Source organism: Thermotomaculum hydrothermale (genome assembly GCF_016592575.1).
Classification (GTDB): Bacteria; Acidobacteriota; Holophagae; order Thermotomaculales; family Thermotomaculaceae; genus Thermotomaculum; species Thermotomaculum hydrothermale.
In genome coordinates this window covers 640747-658197 of sequence record NZ_AP017470.1, presented here as the reverse complement: position 1 = coordinate 658197, position 17451 = coordinate 640747, and the positions used below count along the sequence as shown (strand labels likewise).

Below are 17451 nucleotides of genomic sequence, written 5' to 3'. Positions count from 1 at the left end.
TTCACTCCTTACCTTTCTCCCCATTTCAGTTTTTCTTTTAAAACTTCAAAATAATTTTTTAATTTGGGATTAATTAACAAAGCCTTTCTCTCTGACTTTTTTACCTTTAAAATATGCTGAGAAGAAAATCTGTAACCTTTCTGGCCGTCAAAGGTTATAAAAATATCTGTGTGCATTTTATTTAAAGTAATCTCAATTTCAGAGTTAGAACATACAACAATTGGCCTGTTTGTTAAAGAGTGCGGACAAATAGGGGTAATTGTAAGAACATTTGTTGAAGGAAAGATAATAGGACCTCCTGCTGCAAGGGAGTATGCTGTTGAACCTGTCGGTGTTGAGATTATAAGCCCGTCAGATTTATAGTCAGACACAAAATCCCCATCTATCATTAACCTTAAATCCATAATCCTTGCCAGCGCTGCTTTGTTAACTACAACATCGTTTAAAACATGCTCCTCAACAAGAACCTTACCATTTTCATCAAAAATCTTCCCTTCAAGCATTAACCTTTCGTCAATCTGATAATTACCATTTAGAGTGTTGGTTAAAGCCTCTTCAAATTCATCAACCTGTACTATTGTTAAAAAACCAAGACTTCCTAAATTCACACCTAATATTGGAATTTTTTCACCCTCTAACAATCTCACTGATGACAACAAAGTGCCATCTCCCCCTAAAACAAGAAGTAAATCAACACTATCAATAAAATCCACCGGGGATGCTTTAACAAAAAATTCTCCTAAAGAATTATCAACTGTTATAGTTTCTGGAATAGGTTTCAATGTGTAAGCCTTTGAAATTCCTCTTTTAATCAATATCTTTTCAAGGGCAAACAACACCTTTTCGAGAGTTTTTAAATCAGCCTTCGGCTTAAAAATTACACCTATTTTTTCAAATTTCATTGAAAACAACCTCTTCAACTCTTTTCTTATTTATAATATTACTACAATTTCCTTTAACCTTTAAATGTAAAAGATATTCGATATTTCCCTTCTGTCCCTGAATTGGTGATTTTGTTAAATTTTCAGCGCAAAATCCGTGTGAGTTACTAAAAGATATTATATCTTCAATAACCCTGAAATGCTTTGTCTTATCCTTTATAATGCCCTTTTTTTCCACTTCGTCTTTCCCAACCTCAAATTGAGGCTTTATTAAAATGACAGCATCAAAATCTCTCTCCTCATCAATTATAGACGTAAAAACAGGAATAATTTTCTTTACAGAAATAAAAGAAACATCCATACAGATAAAAGAAACTGGAAAAGATAAATCCTCCCTTTTCAAATACCTTGCGTTAAAATTTTCCATAACAACAACACGGTTGTCTTTTCTGAGTTTTAAATCAAGCTGGTTTGTGCCAGTATCTATTGCAAAAACAAGCTTTGCTCCCCTTTGAAGCAAGCAGTCTGTAAAGCCCCCAGTAGATGAGCCTATATCGGCACAAATTCTATCCTTTACATCAATCTTAAACTCATTAAGGGCTTTTTCAAGTTTCAATCCCCCTCTACCAACATAATTGTGTAGTTTTCTTTTAACAAAAATCTCTTTTTCAATTGGGATTAACTCCCCTGCTTTTTCAATACGCTTATTGTCAAGAAAAACAAGACCCGCCATAATCAAACGGCGGGCTTCTTCCCTTGATTTAACTAAATTTCTTTGAACGAGCAGTTTATCTGCCCTCTCTTTTTTTGCCATTTTATCCCAACAGGCTTTTTGCAATAACAAGCCTCTGTATTTCGTTAGTTCCTTCGTAAATAGTGGTTACCCTTGCATCCCTGTACAATCTTTCAATCTTGTACTCCTTGGAATAGCCGTATCCTCCATGAATCTGCAATGCTTCGTATGTGCAAAAAATTGCTGTCTCAGAAGCGTACATCTTTGCCATTGAGGAAAGTTTAGGGTCAGTTTTTCCTATTGAATCCATAAACCCTGCATAGTACACAAGGTTTTCTGCCGCTTCAATCCTTGTTGCCATATCTGCAATTTTAAACTGAATAGCCTGCTGCTTTGCAATAGGTTTTCCAAATTGAACCCTTTCAGTTGAATATTTTACCCCTTCTTCAAATGCCCCTTTGGCAATTCCAAGAGCCTGTGCACCAATACCAATCCTTGAATGGTTTAAAGTAGTAAGGGCAATTTTAAAACCCATTCCCTCTTCACCTAAAAGGTTTTCTGCCGGTACTTCCAAATCCTCTAAAGTAACCATACAGGTTTTGGAAGAGCGCATTCCCATTTTATCCTCAGGTTTATCCACAATAAAGCCTGGATGGTCTGCATCAACGATAAAGGCAGAAATTCCTTTATGCCCAGCCTCAGGGTTTGTTGAAGCAAGTAAAACAAAGTACTTGCCCACTCTCGCATTCGTTATCCAGGCTTTAGAGCCGTTAATAATGTACTTATCCCCCTTTTTTACAGCCTTAGTCCTTAAACTTCCTGCATCAGAACCTGCATTTGGTTCTGTAAGACAAAAGCCACCAATTACTTCTCCAGAAGCAAGAAGGGGTAGATACTTTTTCTTCTGCTCTTCATTACCGAATTTTAAAATAGGAAAGCAACAAACAGAATTGTTGACACTCATTGTAACTGCAACGCCAGGATCAACCTTTGCAAGCTCTTCTACAGCTAAGAGATACGATATAACATCCCCACCTGAGCCACCGAATTCTTCTGGGATAAATACCCCCATTAAACCTAACTCGCCCATTTCTTTAACTAAATCGTGGGCAAATTCTGCCTTTTTATCTCTCTCTGAAGCCCCCGGTTCAACCTCTTTTTTTGCAAAGTCCCGTACCATATCGCGGAACATTTTTTGCTCTTCTGTAAGGCGAAAATCCATAATTTACACCTCTGATAAAACCTGAGCAGCAATTACAATTCTCTGTATCTCGGAAGTACCTTCGTAAATCTCAAGAATTTTTGCATCTCTGAAGAATCTTTCCATTGGATACTCTTTCATATAACCATATCCGCCAAATATTTGAACTCCCTTTCTTGCTGCTTCCATTGCTGTTTCAGCTGCAAAAACCTTTGCCATAGAAGTAATTTTGTTGCACCTTCCCCCGTTCTGTTTGCAGGCAGCCCCTTTGTAGGTTAAAAGCCTTGCAGCCTCTATATTTGTTGCCATATCTGCAAGGTACCACTGAATCGCCTGGAAAGAAGATATTGGCCTTCCAAACTGAATCCTCTCTTTTGCATACCTAACGCATTCGTCTAAAACAGCCTGCGCAAGCCCCACTCCCTGGGCAGCAATACCAACCCTTGCACCGTCAAGCGTTGCAAGAGCAATCTTATAGCCCTGGCCTTCTTCTCCAAGCATGTTCTCCTTTGGTACTCTCATATCTTCAAAGTAAAGCTCAGCCGTTCCGCTTGCATTAATACCAAGTTTGTCCTCAACAGTGCCTATGTTAAACCCCTCTGTTTTTGTATCAACAACAAAAGCAGAAATTCCGTGCTTACCCTTTTCTTTGTCTGTAACAGCAAAGAGAAGGCAAACATCAGCGTGTGTAGCGTTTGTAATAAAAATCTTTGAACCGTTAATAATATAGTAATCTCCGTCTTTTTTAGCTGTTGTTTTTAAGTTTGCCGCATCAGAACCAGCGTTAGGCTCTGTTAAACCAAAACAACCTAACTTTTTGCCCTCAGCAAGAGGAGTTAAAAACTCCTTCTTTATATAATCGCTTCCATACTTTAATAGCGGGTCACAAACAAGTGAGTTGTTAACAGAAAGTATAACCCCTGTTGATGCACAGGCTCTTGAAATCTCTTCAATCATTATTGCATAAGAGATATAATCCATTCCTGCACCGCCGTATTCTTCAGGAATTGCAACCCCCATAAAGCCCAACTCAGCACATTCTTTAAGCAAATCAACAGGAAACTCGTGAGTTCTATCTCTCTCAGCAGCCCCTGGTTTAACCCTTTCCTCGGCAAAACGCCTTGCCATATCCCTCATCATTTGTTGTTCTTCAGTCAATCTAAAATCCATATCCCACTCCCTTTTTAAAGATTATGTACTAAATTATTTTATCAAAAATAAATAAAAGTTGCCTTTTAATTTTCATCTTCAAAATATTGTGAAATATAATTGTTTTGTTAAAGCAAAAACAAAAAATATTTTATTTTTAGAATCTCTAAACTTTTCTTGAAGCATACGACAACATTTTGTAATTGATTTATAACAATAGACTTTTATATATAAATGTGTTAAGTTTTTATAAGTAAATGGAGACTACATTATGGACAGAAAAAGACTTGACGGCTGGAAAGAAATTTCAGAGTATGTAGGAAAATCAGCAAAAACTATACATAGATGGGAGAAACAAGACGGATTCCCTATCAGGAGAATAAAGGATAAAAAATCTGTATTTGCATATACAGATGAGATAGATAAATGGCTTGCTGAAAGGAATAAGAAAGATAAGCCTGAACAAACTCATAACAACCTGGTTACAGAGAACATACTAAAAGATAAACAATCTAAAAAAAAACCGATTAAACCTTTTGTGTTTTTCGCTATAACAATTCTTTTAGTCATAGTCGCAGGTTATAATTTTACTTCATACTACAAAATTAGAAAGTTGCAAAAAAGAAAACTATTTTATGAAATTAAAGGCGAAGGCTCAATAATAAATATTAAAGACCAGTATGGAAATATCTTGAAAACATTTCATACCAATTCTGATGTTTATAAAAGAGTTGCATTTGAACCAGGAAATTGCAAATATGTTCACTTTGTTGATTTAAATAATGACAAAATATTAGATATGGTTTATGCAGAAATTGACCCGGAAAAACCAAAAGAAGTTAGAATTTTTATTTCAGATTCAAAAGGTAATCTAATTGAAAAAAAGAGATTTAATTTGTCTACTTCCTACAAGGTAAAAGACGAAAATTATGTTTATGATAACTTCGCCATAGTAAATACAAAAGTGAATGATATTGACAGTGATGGAAAACCAGAATTAATTATTTTACAGGTGGACATCCCTTTTTATCCTTCATGTGTAAGAGTTTTTAATCTTGATGGAAAAGAAAAGTTCACATTCTGGCATCCTGGCAGATTTCGATCTCTTGAAATTAGAAAGGTAGAAGGGGAAAAGGTTTTAATTTTAAGTGGAACGAATAATTATTTACACAAGTTTTCTCTTCCCGTGATTACTTTTATGAAATCAGACTGGAAATTTTATAACAAAACCCTTGATTTTATACAACCAGAGAATACAAATTTTGATTTCAATAAAAAGTCCAATATAGTTTATTTAACCTTTTTCCTGGACAACTTTAAAATGACAAATTATTACCTTGCAACATATCAAAAAAGCAATAACAGTAAAACCCACATGGATTTCAGCGCATTTTTTTATTCAAAAATTAAACCTATGGTATTCAAAAAAATGGGGATTAACTTTAATATCCATCAACATATTTTGAATATAATTACCGATTATCAAGGAAATGTAATCAACAAATTTTTTTATCCAGAGTTTATAGTAATCGAAAATATAAAAAATCCAGAAGAGTATATTGATAAGCATGTAAAAACCCTTTATTATGATGGACAAAACTGGCAGAAGGATTACACTTCAATTGAGAAACAATTTAAACCATTTCAAAGGCTTCCATATTTTAAAAACTAAAAACATAAAATTCTCCCTAAAATTCTTTTCACGAACACTTTCTTAAAAAAAGTTACAGGTGTTTAAGAAAAACTATAAGGAAAGATATTAATTTTTTATTCAATTATCACTCAATAAAAAACAGGGTAAAAAAACTATTGCCTAACAATTTAAATTATTACAACTTCACCTATTTTAGGGATTTTATTTTCAGGGATTATCTTTACTATTTTTTCATAAGGTTCGCTTACAGATTCGTCGCTTAATTTAAAAACTCCATAATGGATTGGGATAAAATGCTTTGCATTTAAATCTTTGAACGCTTTATAAGCCTCTTCAGGATTCATATGGTTATGTTTCATTATGTAATCAGGCTTGTAAGCGCCAATAGGAAGAAAAGCATAATCAATCTCAAATATTTCCCCTATGTCTTTGAAATGATATGAGTATGCTGTATCCCCTGCATAATAAATCGTAGTTTTATCTGTTTGAATAAGAAAACTACCCCAGAGTGATGTATTCCTGTCAAAGAGCCTCCTCTTTGACCAGTGTTTAGCAGGCAATAAAACAATTTTAATTCCTTTAAACTCCCAACTTTCAAACCAGCTTAATTCTTTAATTTTTTCTTTCTTAAAAATTTTTTTCACATATTTTCTATTTTTTAAGAGGCAAAACAATTTTTCCTGCATTTTTTATCTTTTTTAAAGATGGTATATCAAGGTGGTCATAGTGGTTGTGAGAGATTAAAACAGCATCTATAGGCATCAAATTTTTAACTCCATAGGGAAAGGGGGTATATCTTTTGTAAAACGGTATATTCCCAAAAACAGGGTCTGTAACTATCCTCACCCTATTTAGTTGAAATAAAATTGTTCCATGACCTAACAAACAAAAAAAGTCTTTTTCTGTTTTAAGTTTTTCAGACTGATTAACAACAGGTAAGGAAAACTTTTCTCTTTTTCTAAATTTTAAATGAATTGACTCAAACTGCCACCTGATTATGTTGAAAAAATAAAGCCCTCTGGCACCGTTTAAAGGGGAATCAAATCTGTAGAATTTAAAAGTTAAATTATATTTTTCTTTAAAATTATTTATTGCCATAAAACTCTAAAAGAGACTGTACAACTGTTTCAGCAAATTTTTCTCTGAATTCAGGATTTGCAATTGATTTTGCATCCTTTTTGTTTTTTAAATTTCCTACTTCTATTAGCATTTTAATCATTACCTTATTGTAGCGAATAACAGCAGGGACAAATGGCCTTGAATACCTTGAGCGGAAAATAAATTCCCTAACAGGCTTTTCTTTATGAACAGTTATACCATTGTTTTTTAAATTATCAATTATCTTGTACGCAAGTTTTCTTGACAAACCTTCTGAAACTGAAACCTCTTTTTTAGTAAAAGTATAGAAGGGCTTAACTCTTACCTCATAGTACTTTAAATAAACCCTGTTCCTGCGCCCTGCCTTTTTTCTGTATAACCCTGCATAGGGAATATAAATCATTGTGCCCCTTACCTTTTTGTACAGCGCATCTGCATGAAAACTGATAAATACAATTTTTGAAGGATTAACACCTGACTTTATCCTCTTTGAATTAAGGTAATTTGCAAGATACCAGCGAAGGTTTACCCCTACCTTAGATGCAAGTTTAGAATTTAAATTAAATTTAGGGGTGGTCATCAGATACTCGTCTCTGTCCAATTTAATCTTTTTTGTATTAAAAATTTTATATCCTGAACTTTTATCCCATACTGTAGGTATTACCACTGCTTTTGTTTTTGTTTCAAGAATCCTCTTTATCCTGCAAACAATATCATACATATAATCATCTTCCCAGACACCGTTGTACATTGCCCCTGTGTCTGCCCCACCGTGTCCAGGGTCTAAAATCACATAAACCCCTTCAAGATTTTTTGATTTTTCTATCTTTTGTTTACTTGCAAGGAGTTCTGATTCTTTCAAATCACTCTCATACTGTTTATACTCTTTTGAATTTTTAGGTTTGTATTCAGGTAAAAGGTATTCAACCGGGATTTTTATAGGATAGCCTACTGGTATATCTGTAACATCCTTTATGCCACTTCTTTCGGCAATCTTATACGCAAGCTCCATAACTGAATCTGCATCAAGCCTTCCTGTAAACCTTACAACAACTGCAGAATATAGTGCTTCACCTTTTTTCAGTCTATAAATAGCATATTCCCCTTTTTTGTCTTTTCTGTACTCAAGCAATGGTTTGGCTTCCTTTTTCCCTGAATTTAAATTGTTTTTCCCAGATTTTTTTTTCTTCTCAGGCTTTAAAAAAGAAAGGAGTAAATTTTCAGGTATTTTCACAGTTGTTTTATAATAGAGAGAGTTTTTTCTCAACTTGTTGATTTTTTTTATTTTTTTGTAATTCATTCCGTCTCCAGTAAACCAAACAGCAACTCTCCACAGAGATTCAGCCCCTTTATACCTGACTTTGTGGTAATAATATCCGTTTTTAAAGTAATCATAGGGAAATAATTTTTTTATAACAATCTCTTTGTAAATATCTTTTAAGTCCTGATATTTAATATAAAACCTTCTGGTTCTAATGCTTCTTTTATACCTTATTTTTGCCTTTTTGGAATTCGCATATATTTTTCTAACAGTATTTTTGGATGCTGAAGACTTTGTTTTAACCACTAATTGAATGCCATCTGACTTTGTTAAGTATGCGTAAAGGGAAAAATTACCTTCTTTTTTTAAATAAACAACAGTTGATGCAAAAAGAAAAATAGTGTTTATAAGAAAAAGGAGTATTAGAGTTCTTTTGCCCATTTTTTCACATCATTTACAAACATTTCCCATTTATCCTCATCTGTCCTTATACTGCAAAAATCCTTAAATATTGATTCAAGGATTAAATAAATTGTCTCAATGTAAAACATTCTTTGTTCAAGCTTTATATCAGGTTCTTTTATTGCAACAACAGGTATCTTAAGGGATTTTATGTCAAGGGTTTTGGAATCTATCACAAAAAAGAATGAATCCTCTCCTGACTGTATTTTTAATTTCATTAAAGATGGCATTTTGCCATTTAAAATTGCCCTCTTTGCCTCTCGAGATATTGAAGGCACTCCTCTTTTTAAATCAGTTTCCCAGACATCACCTTCACCTTCCAGGGTAAGCCTGTCCATTACATTTAAGTAAATTATTTCACCGTTAACCTCAATTTCTCCCCCGTTAATCTCTGAAGTGTAAAGGATATAAAGGAGAAACTCTTTAAAAATAAACTCATCTATTCTTAACTCATTCGTCATAGATTACTGTCTCCGTTAGAGAAGATAACTTTTCAACCCCCTGTTTCCCCACAGAAATGTATGAGAATACAGTTGGGTCAACATAAACAGGCATAATTGAAAAGCTTTTTTCAAACAAAGATAAAAACAAACCCCCTAATTTTTTAGAGGTGGAATTTAATAAAAGTGTTTTTTTATTCAAGTCAATTACAGCTTCAACAATTTTAGGAGAAGGAAGAGTTTTCTTTAACAATTCCTGCTTTATATCATCTTTTAACTGCTTCAATTGTTTATTATTTTGAATAGATAACCCTTCTCTTTCTATTGTTTCATTTAATTTGCAATCAATAAGAACTTTTGATACTTTCTTTGTGTCATATCTTAATGCTAAAAGTATATAGTTACCGTAATAGATTTCTTCAACATCAATTTGAGATTTATAAACCTTTAAAGGGCTTACCCACCCTATTGATTCCTCTTTTGCCTGATTTTCTATATCCTTGAAAAGATAGTTATTTAAGTTTGCAACAACCCTTTCTTTATCTTTAAAGTATTCAATTTCCTCTATAAAAAATCTTTTAAGACTTAAATTTCCGCTAAAAAATCCCATGGAAAGATTTTATCATACAATCCCTAAAATCTGTTTAACTTTGTCTGTGTAAATGTTTTTTGACTTGTATATGGTAAGATATTGTTCTTCAAAATCCTTCTTCTTTTTGTTTATCAAAATTAGAAATAAGTTCGGATTTTTGTTTTCAAATGGCTTTACATAAACAATTTTTTCAACAAAAAGGGAAAATTCCTCAACTTTTTCTCTGTAATATTCCAGATTCTTAATTGTTTCAACAAAGGCAAGTTTTGTATTTTGCCCTGTATTCTCTATATACCATTTTAATAGTGATTCAAGGTTTAAAAGATAGGTATGCCTTGCTATAGCCTTTTCAAAATTTGGGGAAACCTTTCCCTTTGAAAAATCAGTAAAAGGGGGGTTTGAATAGACAATATCGGGAATTACTGAAGGCAATACAAACCTCGCATCCTCATTTCTTAAAACAAACTTACTTTTATAAGGCTTATTTAAATCAATATTTTTTTTAAGAAGGTTAAAAAGGGATTTCTGCACTTCAATTAATTCAAAATGCTTTTTGTCTTCTGTCATTCTCTCAATTAAAAGGGAAACTATCCCGCTACCTGCTCCTATTTCTAAGCCTTTACTGAATTCTTCCCCTGCAACAAACCAGGCAAGCAAAAAGGAATCAATTGAAAACCTGTAACCCTTTTTATTCTGAAAAAGTTTTAAATTGTAACCTTTAATTTCAGTTAAATCAGTGGGCATTTAGTCAGACTTCTCACCATTATCAGGCAAAGTCCATGATGCGTAATCACAATCCGGATACCTTGAACAGCCGTAAAAAACCTTTCCTCTTCTCGTTTTTCTCACAACAATTTTTCCCTTTCCACACTTAGGACAAATTATATCCAGTTCTTTTGGTTTTTCTTTTTCTATATATTTACATTCAGGATAACCTGAGCACGCTATAAACTTACCGTATTTCCCTTTTCTCTCAACAAGAGGCTTCCCACACTGGGGACAGTTTTTGTCAAGCTGCTTTACTCCGTTTCCGTTACCGTTTAAGGATTCCCTGTAATCGCATTCAGGATAATTTGAACAGGTATAAAACTTTCCATACCTACCTGATTTTAAAACAAGCTCACCTCCACATTTTGGGCAAGTTTTTTTCTCACCATTTGCATCTTCTCCATCTGCACTTTCAACAACCTCACGGGTATTTTTGCACTCAGGATAGTTGGAACAGGCAATGAAAACTCCAAATTTTCCAACCTTTTTTACCATTTCGCCACCACACTTTTCACACTTTTCCCCAATAGGCACACCGTTTCTCTTAACGCTTACCATTTCCTCTTCTGCTCTTTTTAAGTACCTCTCAAACTCTATGTAAAACTTTCTTAAAACTTCAAGGTAATCAAGTTTGCCTTCTTCAATACCGTCTAACTCTTTCTCAAGGTTTGCAGTGTAATTAATTTCAAATATTTTGGGAAAAGAGGAAACAAGCAACTTGTTTACCAGTTCACCTAAGGCAGTTGGGTAAAACTTTTTCTCCTTCATTAACACATAAGCCCTGTTTTGAATAACAGATATTATTGTTGCATAGGTGGAAGGCCTTCCTATTCCGTTTGATTCAAGTTCTTTAACAAGGGTTGCCTCGGTGTACCTTGGCGGTGGGGTTGTAAAGTTTTGCTTTGCTTCTATATTTTTCAATGCAAGTTTTTCCCCCTCTTCAACCTCTGGTAACAATTTGTCTTTCCCTACCCCTGGGTTGTAAACCTTTAAAAACCCCTCTTTTTTTAAAACAGTGCCACTTGCTTCAAGGGTATACTTTCCGTTCTTAATTTTTACCTCTGTTTCTTCAAATATTGCAGGTGTCATCTGGCTTGCTACAAATCTTTTCCAGATAAGGCTATATAGTGCCAGCTCATCTTTAGAGAGGTATTTTGAAATAGATTCCGGTGTTCTAAAAACAGATGTAGGTCTTATAGCCTCGTGTGCATCCTGTGCATTCTCCTTTGCAGAATATACATTTGGTTTTGACGGTAATTCTTCCTTCCCGAATTTTTCGCCAATAAAAGCCCTTGCACTTTCAATAGCCTCTTTTGAAATTCTGGTAGAGTCTGTTCTCATATATGTAATCAAACCGACAGGGCCATCACCTATATCAACACCTTCATACAATTTCTGCGCTATTCTCATTGTTTTCTTAACAGGAAAATCTAAAACCCTTGCTGCTTCCTGCTGTAATTTACTTGTAATAAAAGGTGGCAATGGATTCCTTTTTTTATGCTTTTTCTTAACTGATTCTATTAAAAAATTTCCTTTTTCAAGTTCCCTCTTAATTTGTTCGGCAAGTTGTTTAGAGTCTATTGCGATTGGCGCCTTTTTATTCCCTATTCTAACCTTTCTCCCGTCTATCTCAACGAGTTTTGCAGTAAAAGGGATTTCATTTTTTAATAATTCTGCCAATATTGTCCAGTACTCTTCTTTGTTGAATTTCCTTATCTCTTCTTCCCTTTCGCAGATAATCCTTAAAGCAACTGTCTGAACCCTACCTGCAGACAATCCCCTCTTTACCTTTTCCCATAAAAGTGGGGAAACCTTATAACCAACAATTCTATCCACAATCCTTCTTGTCTGTTGTGCATTAAATTTGTTTAAATCAACATCTCCAGGGGATTCTAAAGCCTTTGATATTCCTGTGGGGGTTATTTCATTAAACAAAACCCTGTATATCTTTTTGTCTTTAGATGAAAGGAGATTCTTCAAATGATAACAGATAGCTTCACCCTCTCTATCAGGGTCGGCAGCAAGGTAAATTTCCGAGTAATTCTTTGCCTTTTTTTTCAGATTGGAAACAACCTTTTTCTTCTCATCAATAACAACATACTTTGGCTTAAAACCGTTTTCTATGTCTATGCCAAATTCTTTTTTTGGCAAATCAACAATATGCCCCATTGTGGCTTCCACATGGTATTTGCCTTTAAGATATTTTTCGATTGTTCTTGATTTTGCAGGAGATTCAACAATTATAAGTTTATCTGCCATTAAACCCTCTTTGTATATTGATTAAATCCATTTTTCATTACTTTCCCTTCAACCTCAAGAAAAGAAAGCCTTGTAATTAACTGTTCATAATTCATTCCGCTCTCCAGCATTAATTCTTCAAGCGATTTAGGTCTGTCTGAGAGATACTTTTCAACAAAATCATCGCTCAACTTCAAAAATTTATCAGATTTTTCTGAAATTGCAACCAGAGAATATTCTTCCACTATATCTTCACCTGATAAAATTAGTTTAGCCTCTCCGTTTTTTATCTTGGTGTTTGTTGCAATTGAAGCCTTATCAAAAATTCTTCCAGGCACTGCAAAAATTTCCCTTCCCTGATTTAATCCATAGTTTAAGGTTATCATTGAGCCTGATTTTTCTCTTGCTTCAACCACAACAACCCCCATCGAAATGCCTGAAATTATCCTGTTTCTTATAGGAAACCTGAAAGGCTCAGGTTTGGTTTTAGGAACAAACTCCGATATTATACACCCTTTTTCTATAATCTCACCGTAAAGTTTTAAATTGTTTCGGGGATAAATTACATCTACCCCGCAACCTAACACAGCAATAGTAGGCATATTAAATTTAAGGGCACATTTATGTGCAATTGAATCTATCCCGTTTGCAAAACCGCTTACAATGCCTACCTTGTATTGAGACAAATCTGAAATTAGCTTTTCAGTTGCATTTATCCCGTAAGGGGTAGCCCTTCTGGTACCGACAAATGCAAGATAATTTTCTTTTAAAATCTCTATATTACCTTTTGCAAAAAGGCAAACAGGTGGATCTTGTATCTCTCTCAATCTTTCTGGGTAAAATTCATCTTGTATAGTAATAATTTTAATTCCCTTTTTATTGCAAAATTCAATAATCCCTCTTGCTGACTTCAAAGGAAGATACACTTCTTCCTTTTTAGATAAAAAAGAAATAGTTTTCTCTATGTCATAATTATAGTTAACCAATAAATCTCTTTTAGATTTGTACCCCATTCCCTTTAATAAGTGAAAAGCAAGAAACAATTCTTTATTACTCATACTTCACCTCACTTCCGTCAGGAAAAATTTTTACAGGTTTCACCACAAAAGATTTACCGTAAACTTTAAGCCTGAATACACCGTCATCTGGATTTTTTGTCTTCAAATAAATACTCCCGTTTGAACTTGTAAAGTAAGGGGAGAAGGATATTACATGCTTGCTTGAAAATGCTATCTTTTTAATATAAACACCTGGGTATTCTTTTTCTAAAACTATCCCCTTTCCTATCTCTGCATCTCTTCCACTAAGGTACTCTCTATAGCAAACACCATTGTAATTTGTATCTTTCACAAGTGTAAAATAGTGCCCGTCTGGCTTTTCCTCAATAACAACTGCGTAATTACAACCCTGCCTTAATGCCAGGCTCCTTGCCTCAACAAAAAGAGAATAGATTTTAAAAGAAGCGGCTTTTAATCTTGCCTGTGGTAAAGAATTTATAATACCAATAGATGACATTGCTGTTATTGAAAAAATTCCAAATACAATAAGCAATTCAGATAATTTCATTTTTCCCTCCTGTGACAAAAGTTTGTTCATTACTATTAATTCAACTCCTTTGCCATTATCTAAATCCATATTTATAAGAAAAAGAAGATAATTATTTTTAAAAAATGTAAAAAAACTTTTACAGGAAGAAAAAATGTAAATTTTATTTTACGGATGGAAATAAAAAAGAGAATGTTGGAAAACAAAAAAGGAATAAATTAAAAAAAAGTTTACCATTAACAGGAGAGAAAAAAAGTAGTTATTTGCAAGCCTTTTAAATTTATATTAATTAAAAATGGTAATTTAATTTTAACAAAATTACACATCAGTCTTTTTTTCAAAACAAAAATTACCTTATTCTTTTTGTTTTCAACTCATAACCGCAATTTGAACATTTATTTTTTGGGAACTCAATTTTATCTCCGCATATGGGACAACTTTTAAAATAATACGATTTATAAAGCTCTGTTAAACTTAAAAGGCATATGGTAATACCGCTTACCAATCCGAATATCATTGCAGACCTGAAAATTTCCATGTTTAACCCCAGTGAAAAAATTATAATTACAAGTCCGATTAAAAACGAAATCACAAAATAATTTTTTATGCCTTTCATGATATCTCCTTTCATATGGCATACCTCCTCAGATAATTAAACCTTTCAATGGCAAAATACCTGATATCGCCTACCATGGAAAAATCCTTTTCAAGGGGTTGACTTTCCTCCGGGAAATTTTTCCCTTTATTAGTCTCATTTAAATCTACAATTATCTGTTTTTTGCCATCTTCTGTTACATTAAACTTCAATTTCATTTCTTACCTCCTTGTCTATCCTCACTCTATTTTTTGCACGCAATATGCCAACAGAAGCAACAAACCAAACCAAGATAACTTCTTTTTTTTCTTATAATTAAAACAGAATTGTTAAAAAAAATGTTTTAAAGTAAAGTTACAGGGGAAAAGTGTAAAAAAAAATTTACGCTACATTATAGAGTATGGATCAATATCTGGAATTATTACAATTCCCGATAGTTTTTTCTCAAGAAAGGGTAAAACTCCTTTTTTAAATAAACTTCTCAAACTTCGCCTATCCTTTGATTTTAAAATTATGTGATACCTGAATTTATTATGAACTTTGAATATAGATGCCTTTACTGGACCCAAAATTTGCACTTTTCCATCAACATTTTTCTCTTTTAACCTGTTTCCAACCAAATTAGAAAATTCTGCTACCTTTTCTTCGTCATTCCCTTTAATTTCAACAACAATAATCTTTGCAAATGGAGGGTATAGTGCCTTCTTCCTAAAATCAATCTCTTTATCAAAAAAAGAGAGATAATCGTGATTTTTTAAATACTTAAAAATATAGTGTTCAGGCTTGTAGGTTTGAATTAAAACCTTGCCTTTCAACTCCCTGCCTGCCCTGCCTCCAACCTGTAAAAAAAGGGAAAATGCCCTCTCAGCAGAGCGAAAATCAGGAAAAGAAATCAAGCTGTCAGCATCCACAATAACAGAAAGTCTCAAATACGGAAAATGATGGCCCTTTGCAATCATCTGTGTGCCTACAACTATATCAATTTCTCTCCTATTCATCTTTGTCATAAAGTTTTCAAACGCGTTCTTAGTTGAAACTGTATCTCTGTCAACCCTTTCTATTTTTGCTTTTGGAAATAATGATTTAAGCCTTTTTTCAATCCTCTGGGTACCGTATCCCATCATTTGAATAAAGTTATCCCCACAGGATGGGCATACATCAGGGATCTCTTTACCATAACCGCAGTAGTGGCATTGAAGGGGATAAGAATTACTGTCAGAATGCACCGTCAAACTAACTGAGCAATTGGGACACATCTCAATAAACCCACACTTTCTACACATCAAGAATGGAGCATAACCTCTTCTATTTACAAAAATAAGCACCTGACCACCTGAATCAATTACTTTTTTTATTTCATTTATAGTTGTTTCAGCAAATATTTTCTTTTTCCCTTTTGCTTTTTTAAATTCTTCCATCATATCTATAATTTCAACTGAAGGGAAACCGCTCTCCCCAGCTCTCTCTGGTAATTTGTACAATTTGTATTTCCCTTTTTTAGCATTGTAAAAGATTTCCACTGAAGGCGATGCCGAGCCTAAAATAATGGGAATATTATCAATTTTACCTCTGAATAAAGCACAATGCACAGCGTTGTATTTAGGAAAATTCTCCTGTTTGTATGAGTGGTCATGCTCCTCATCAACAATTATCAATCCTAAATTTTTCAAAGGGGCAAATATTGCAGACCTTGTCCCTACCACAATTTTTACCTTTTCGTTTAACACCCTCAACCATTCTGAAATTCTCTCACCGTAACTTAAACCAGAGTGTAGTATAGCAATATCTTTCCCAAACCTTACCTTTAACCTTGAAATTGCTGCCGGGGTTAATCCTATTTCAGGGACAAGGTATAAAACAGTTTTCCCTTCTGAAATAATTGCTTCTGCACACCTTAAATAAACCTCTGTTTTACCTGACCCTGTAACTCCGAATAGGTAATAAACCCCGTTTTTAGAGTTTAAAAAATCCCTGTAAAATTTTTCCTGATACTTGTTTAAGGTAATAATTTCTTTTAATTGAGGATGCTCTTTTATTAATGATGGATAATCGTAAAAAAGCCTGACAAAACCTTTTTTTTCAAGAGATTCAAAAGATGAAGAGGAAACCTTTAGCCTATCGGAAAGCTCACTTACGAGAAAAAAATTTACCCCTTTATTTTTAACAAGGTAGTCTAAAACCCTAAACTGGGCTGGGCTTTTCCTTTTTATAGCTTCAATCTCTTTCTCTTCTGGAATTTTTAAAAGGCTTACAGCCTTTCTTTTGGTTGTTTCAGCCCTTTTAAATGGATTTGCTATCTCTTTTTTTATCAACCCCAGTTTTTCAAGATTTTTCAATGAAGCAACAACATCCTCTTCTCCTGTATATTTTTTTATTTCCTTTAACTTCATTGGTTTTTCTTTTAGAAGGGTGACTATCTTCAACTCCTCGTCTGTCAAAAATAAGCCGACCTTTTCAGAGTTTAAAGAATACTCGAATTCTATTCCTTTAAACATTTTTGAAGGAAAGGCTATTGAGAAGAAAACTCCGTAATCAGTAAAGTAATAATTTGATATTGTTTTTATAAAATCAATATAATTTTTAGAAAGGGGGGTAAAATCCCTGTAAATTGAGGAAATTCTGTTGTACTTCAAAGAGTTATCAATAGAATTATCTTTCTCAACAACTATACCCACATATTGTCTGTTTCTCACTTTTACAGAACAAAAATAACCAGGATTTATCTCTGATTCAGAAAAAAAAGTATAGGTTTTCTTAATTTCAGGTATAGCGATTTTATAGTATTTCATAGACTTTTTAATCTCCATTTCAATTATATGATATAATCTTTTGCG

General features: G+C 33.5%; 17 protein-coding genes. 1 reads left to right on the top strand and 16 read right to left on the bottom strand.

What is annotated here, in order from left to right; genetic code table 11:
• Positions 1 to 8: 8 nt before the first annotated feature.
• The 4 genes from TTHT_RS02990 to TTHT_RS02975 are packed head-to-tail and all read right to left on the bottom strand — an operon-like array spanning position 9 to position 3985.
• On the bottom strand, positions 9 to 902 hold the full coding sequence (locus TTHT_RS02990) for an NAD(+)/NADH kinase (RefSeq protein WP_201328558.1): 894 nt from the start codon (positions 900 to 902) through the stop codon (positions 9 to 11).
• Positions 892 to 1695 carry a TlyA family RNA methyltransferase gene (locus TTHT_RS02985; protein WP_201328557.1) on the bottom strand — a complete coding sequence of 268 codons (804 nt, stop codon included), beginning with the start codon at positions 1693 to 1695 and terminating at the stop codon, positions 892 to 894. The genes TTHT_RS02990 and TTHT_RS02985 overlap by 11 nt, the downstream gene beginning before the upstream one ends.
• A 1-nt stretch (position 1696) precedes the next feature.
• Positions 1697 to 2836, bottom strand: a complete 1140-nt coding sequence (locus TTHT_RS02980; RefSeq protein ID WP_201328556.1) for an acyl-CoA dehydrogenase — start codon at positions 2834 to 2836, stop codon at positions 1697 to 1699.
• Positions 2837 to 2839: 3 nt separating this feature from the next.
• Positions 2840 to 3985: an acyl-CoA dehydrogenase gene (locus TTHT_RS02975; RefSeq protein ID WP_201328555.1), complete on the bottom strand. Its 1146-nt coding sequence runs from the start codon at positions 3983 to 3985 to the stop codon at positions 2840 to 2842.
• A gap of 250 nt (positions 3986 to 4235) precedes the next feature.
• On the opposite strand from TTHT_RS02975, the gene TTHT_RS02970 reads away from it, so the two are divergent.
• Positions 4236 to 5636, top strand: a complete 1401-nt coding sequence (locus tag TTHT_RS02970) for a hypothetical protein (RefSeq protein WP_201328554.1) — start codon at positions 4236 to 4238, stop codon at positions 5634 to 5636.
• Positions 5637 to 5785: 149 nt separating this feature from the next.
• Here TTHT_RS02970 and TTHT_RS10895 read toward each other — a convergent pair whose 3' ends face one another.
• From TTHT_RS10895 to priA, 12 genes are all read right to left on the bottom strand, one after another.
• On the bottom strand, positions 5786 to 6262 hold the full coding sequence (locus TTHT_RS10895) for an MBL fold metallo-hydrolase (RefSeq protein WP_201328553.1): 477 nt from the start codon (positions 6260 to 6262) through the stop codon (positions 5786 to 5788).
• Between the two features lie 7 nt (positions 6263 to 6269).
• On the bottom strand, positions 6270 to 6716 hold the full coding sequence (locus TTHT_RS10890) for an MBL fold metallo-hydrolase (protein WP_201328552.1): 447 nt from the start codon (positions 6714 to 6716) through the stop codon (positions 6270 to 6272).
• Positions 6703 to 8418 carry an N-acetylmuramoyl-L-alanine amidase family protein gene (locus TTHT_RS02955; RefSeq protein WP_201328551.1) on the bottom strand — a complete coding sequence of 572 codons (1716 nt, stop codon included), beginning with the start codon at positions 8416 to 8418 and terminating at the stop codon, positions 6703 to 6705. The genes TTHT_RS10890 and TTHT_RS02955 overlap by 14 nt, the downstream gene beginning before the upstream one ends.
• Complete coding sequence (locus tag TTHT_RS02950) at positions 8400 to 8900, bottom strand: hypothetical protein (RefSeq protein ID WP_201328550.1); 501 nt, start codon at positions 8898 to 8900, stop codon at positions 8400 to 8402. Before TTHT_RS02950 ends, TTHT_RS02955 begins: the two co-directional genes overlap by 19 nt.
• Positions 8890 to 9489 carry a recombination-associated protein RdgC gene (gene rdgC / locus TTHT_RS02945; protein WP_201328549.1) on the bottom strand — a complete coding sequence of 200 codons (600 nt, stop codon included), beginning with the start codon at positions 9487 to 9489 and terminating at the stop codon, positions 8890 to 8892. Before rdgC ends, TTHT_RS02950 begins: the two co-directional genes overlap by 11 nt.
• A gap of 12 nt (positions 9490 to 9501) precedes the next feature.
• Positions 9502 to 10215 (bottom strand): tRNA1(Val) (adenine(37)-N6)-methyltransferase, encoded by a 714-nt coding sequence (locus tag TTHT_RS02940; protein ID WP_201328548.1) that lies wholly within the window; start codon positions 10213 to 10215, stop codon positions 9502 to 9504.
• The gene (gene topA / locus TTHT_RS02935) at positions 10216 to 12498 is read right to left on the bottom strand and encodes a type I DNA topoisomerase (protein ID WP_201328547.1); all 2283 of its coding nucleotides are present in this window, start codon (positions 12496 to 12498) and stop codon (positions 10216 to 10218) included.
• Positions 12498 to 13535 carry a DNA-processing protein DprA gene (gene dprA, locus TTHT_RS02930; RefSeq protein WP_201328546.1) on the bottom strand — a complete coding sequence of 346 codons (1038 nt, stop codon included), beginning with the start codon at positions 13533 to 13535 and terminating at the stop codon, positions 12498 to 12500. Before dprA ends, topA begins: the two co-directional genes overlap by 1 nt.
• Entirely contained in the window at positions 13528 to 14043 is a 516-nt protein-coding gene (locus TTHT_RS02925; RefSeq protein WP_201328545.1) for a pilus assembly FimT family protein, read from the bottom strand. The genes dprA and TTHT_RS02925 overlap by 8 nt, the downstream gene beginning before the upstream one ends.
• A gap of 328 nt (positions 14044 to 14371) precedes the next feature.
• Positions 14372 to 14653 (bottom strand): hypothetical protein, encoded by a 282-nt coding sequence (locus TTHT_RS02920; RefSeq protein ID WP_201328544.1) that lies wholly within the window; start codon positions 14651 to 14653, stop codon positions 14372 to 14374.
• Positions 14650 to 14835: a hypothetical protein gene (locus TTHT_RS02915; protein WP_201328543.1), complete on the bottom strand. Its 186-nt coding sequence runs from the start codon at positions 14833 to 14835 to the stop codon at positions 14650 to 14652. Before TTHT_RS02915 ends, TTHT_RS02920 begins: the two co-directional genes overlap by 4 nt.
• Before the next feature lie 168 nt (positions 14836 to 15003).
• Positions 15004 to 17406, bottom strand: a complete 2403-nt coding sequence (priA, locus tag TTHT_RS02910; RefSeq protein WP_201328542.1) for a replication restart helicase PriA — start codon at positions 17404 to 17406, stop codon at positions 15004 to 15006.
• Positions 17407 to 17451: the final 45 nt, after the last annotated feature.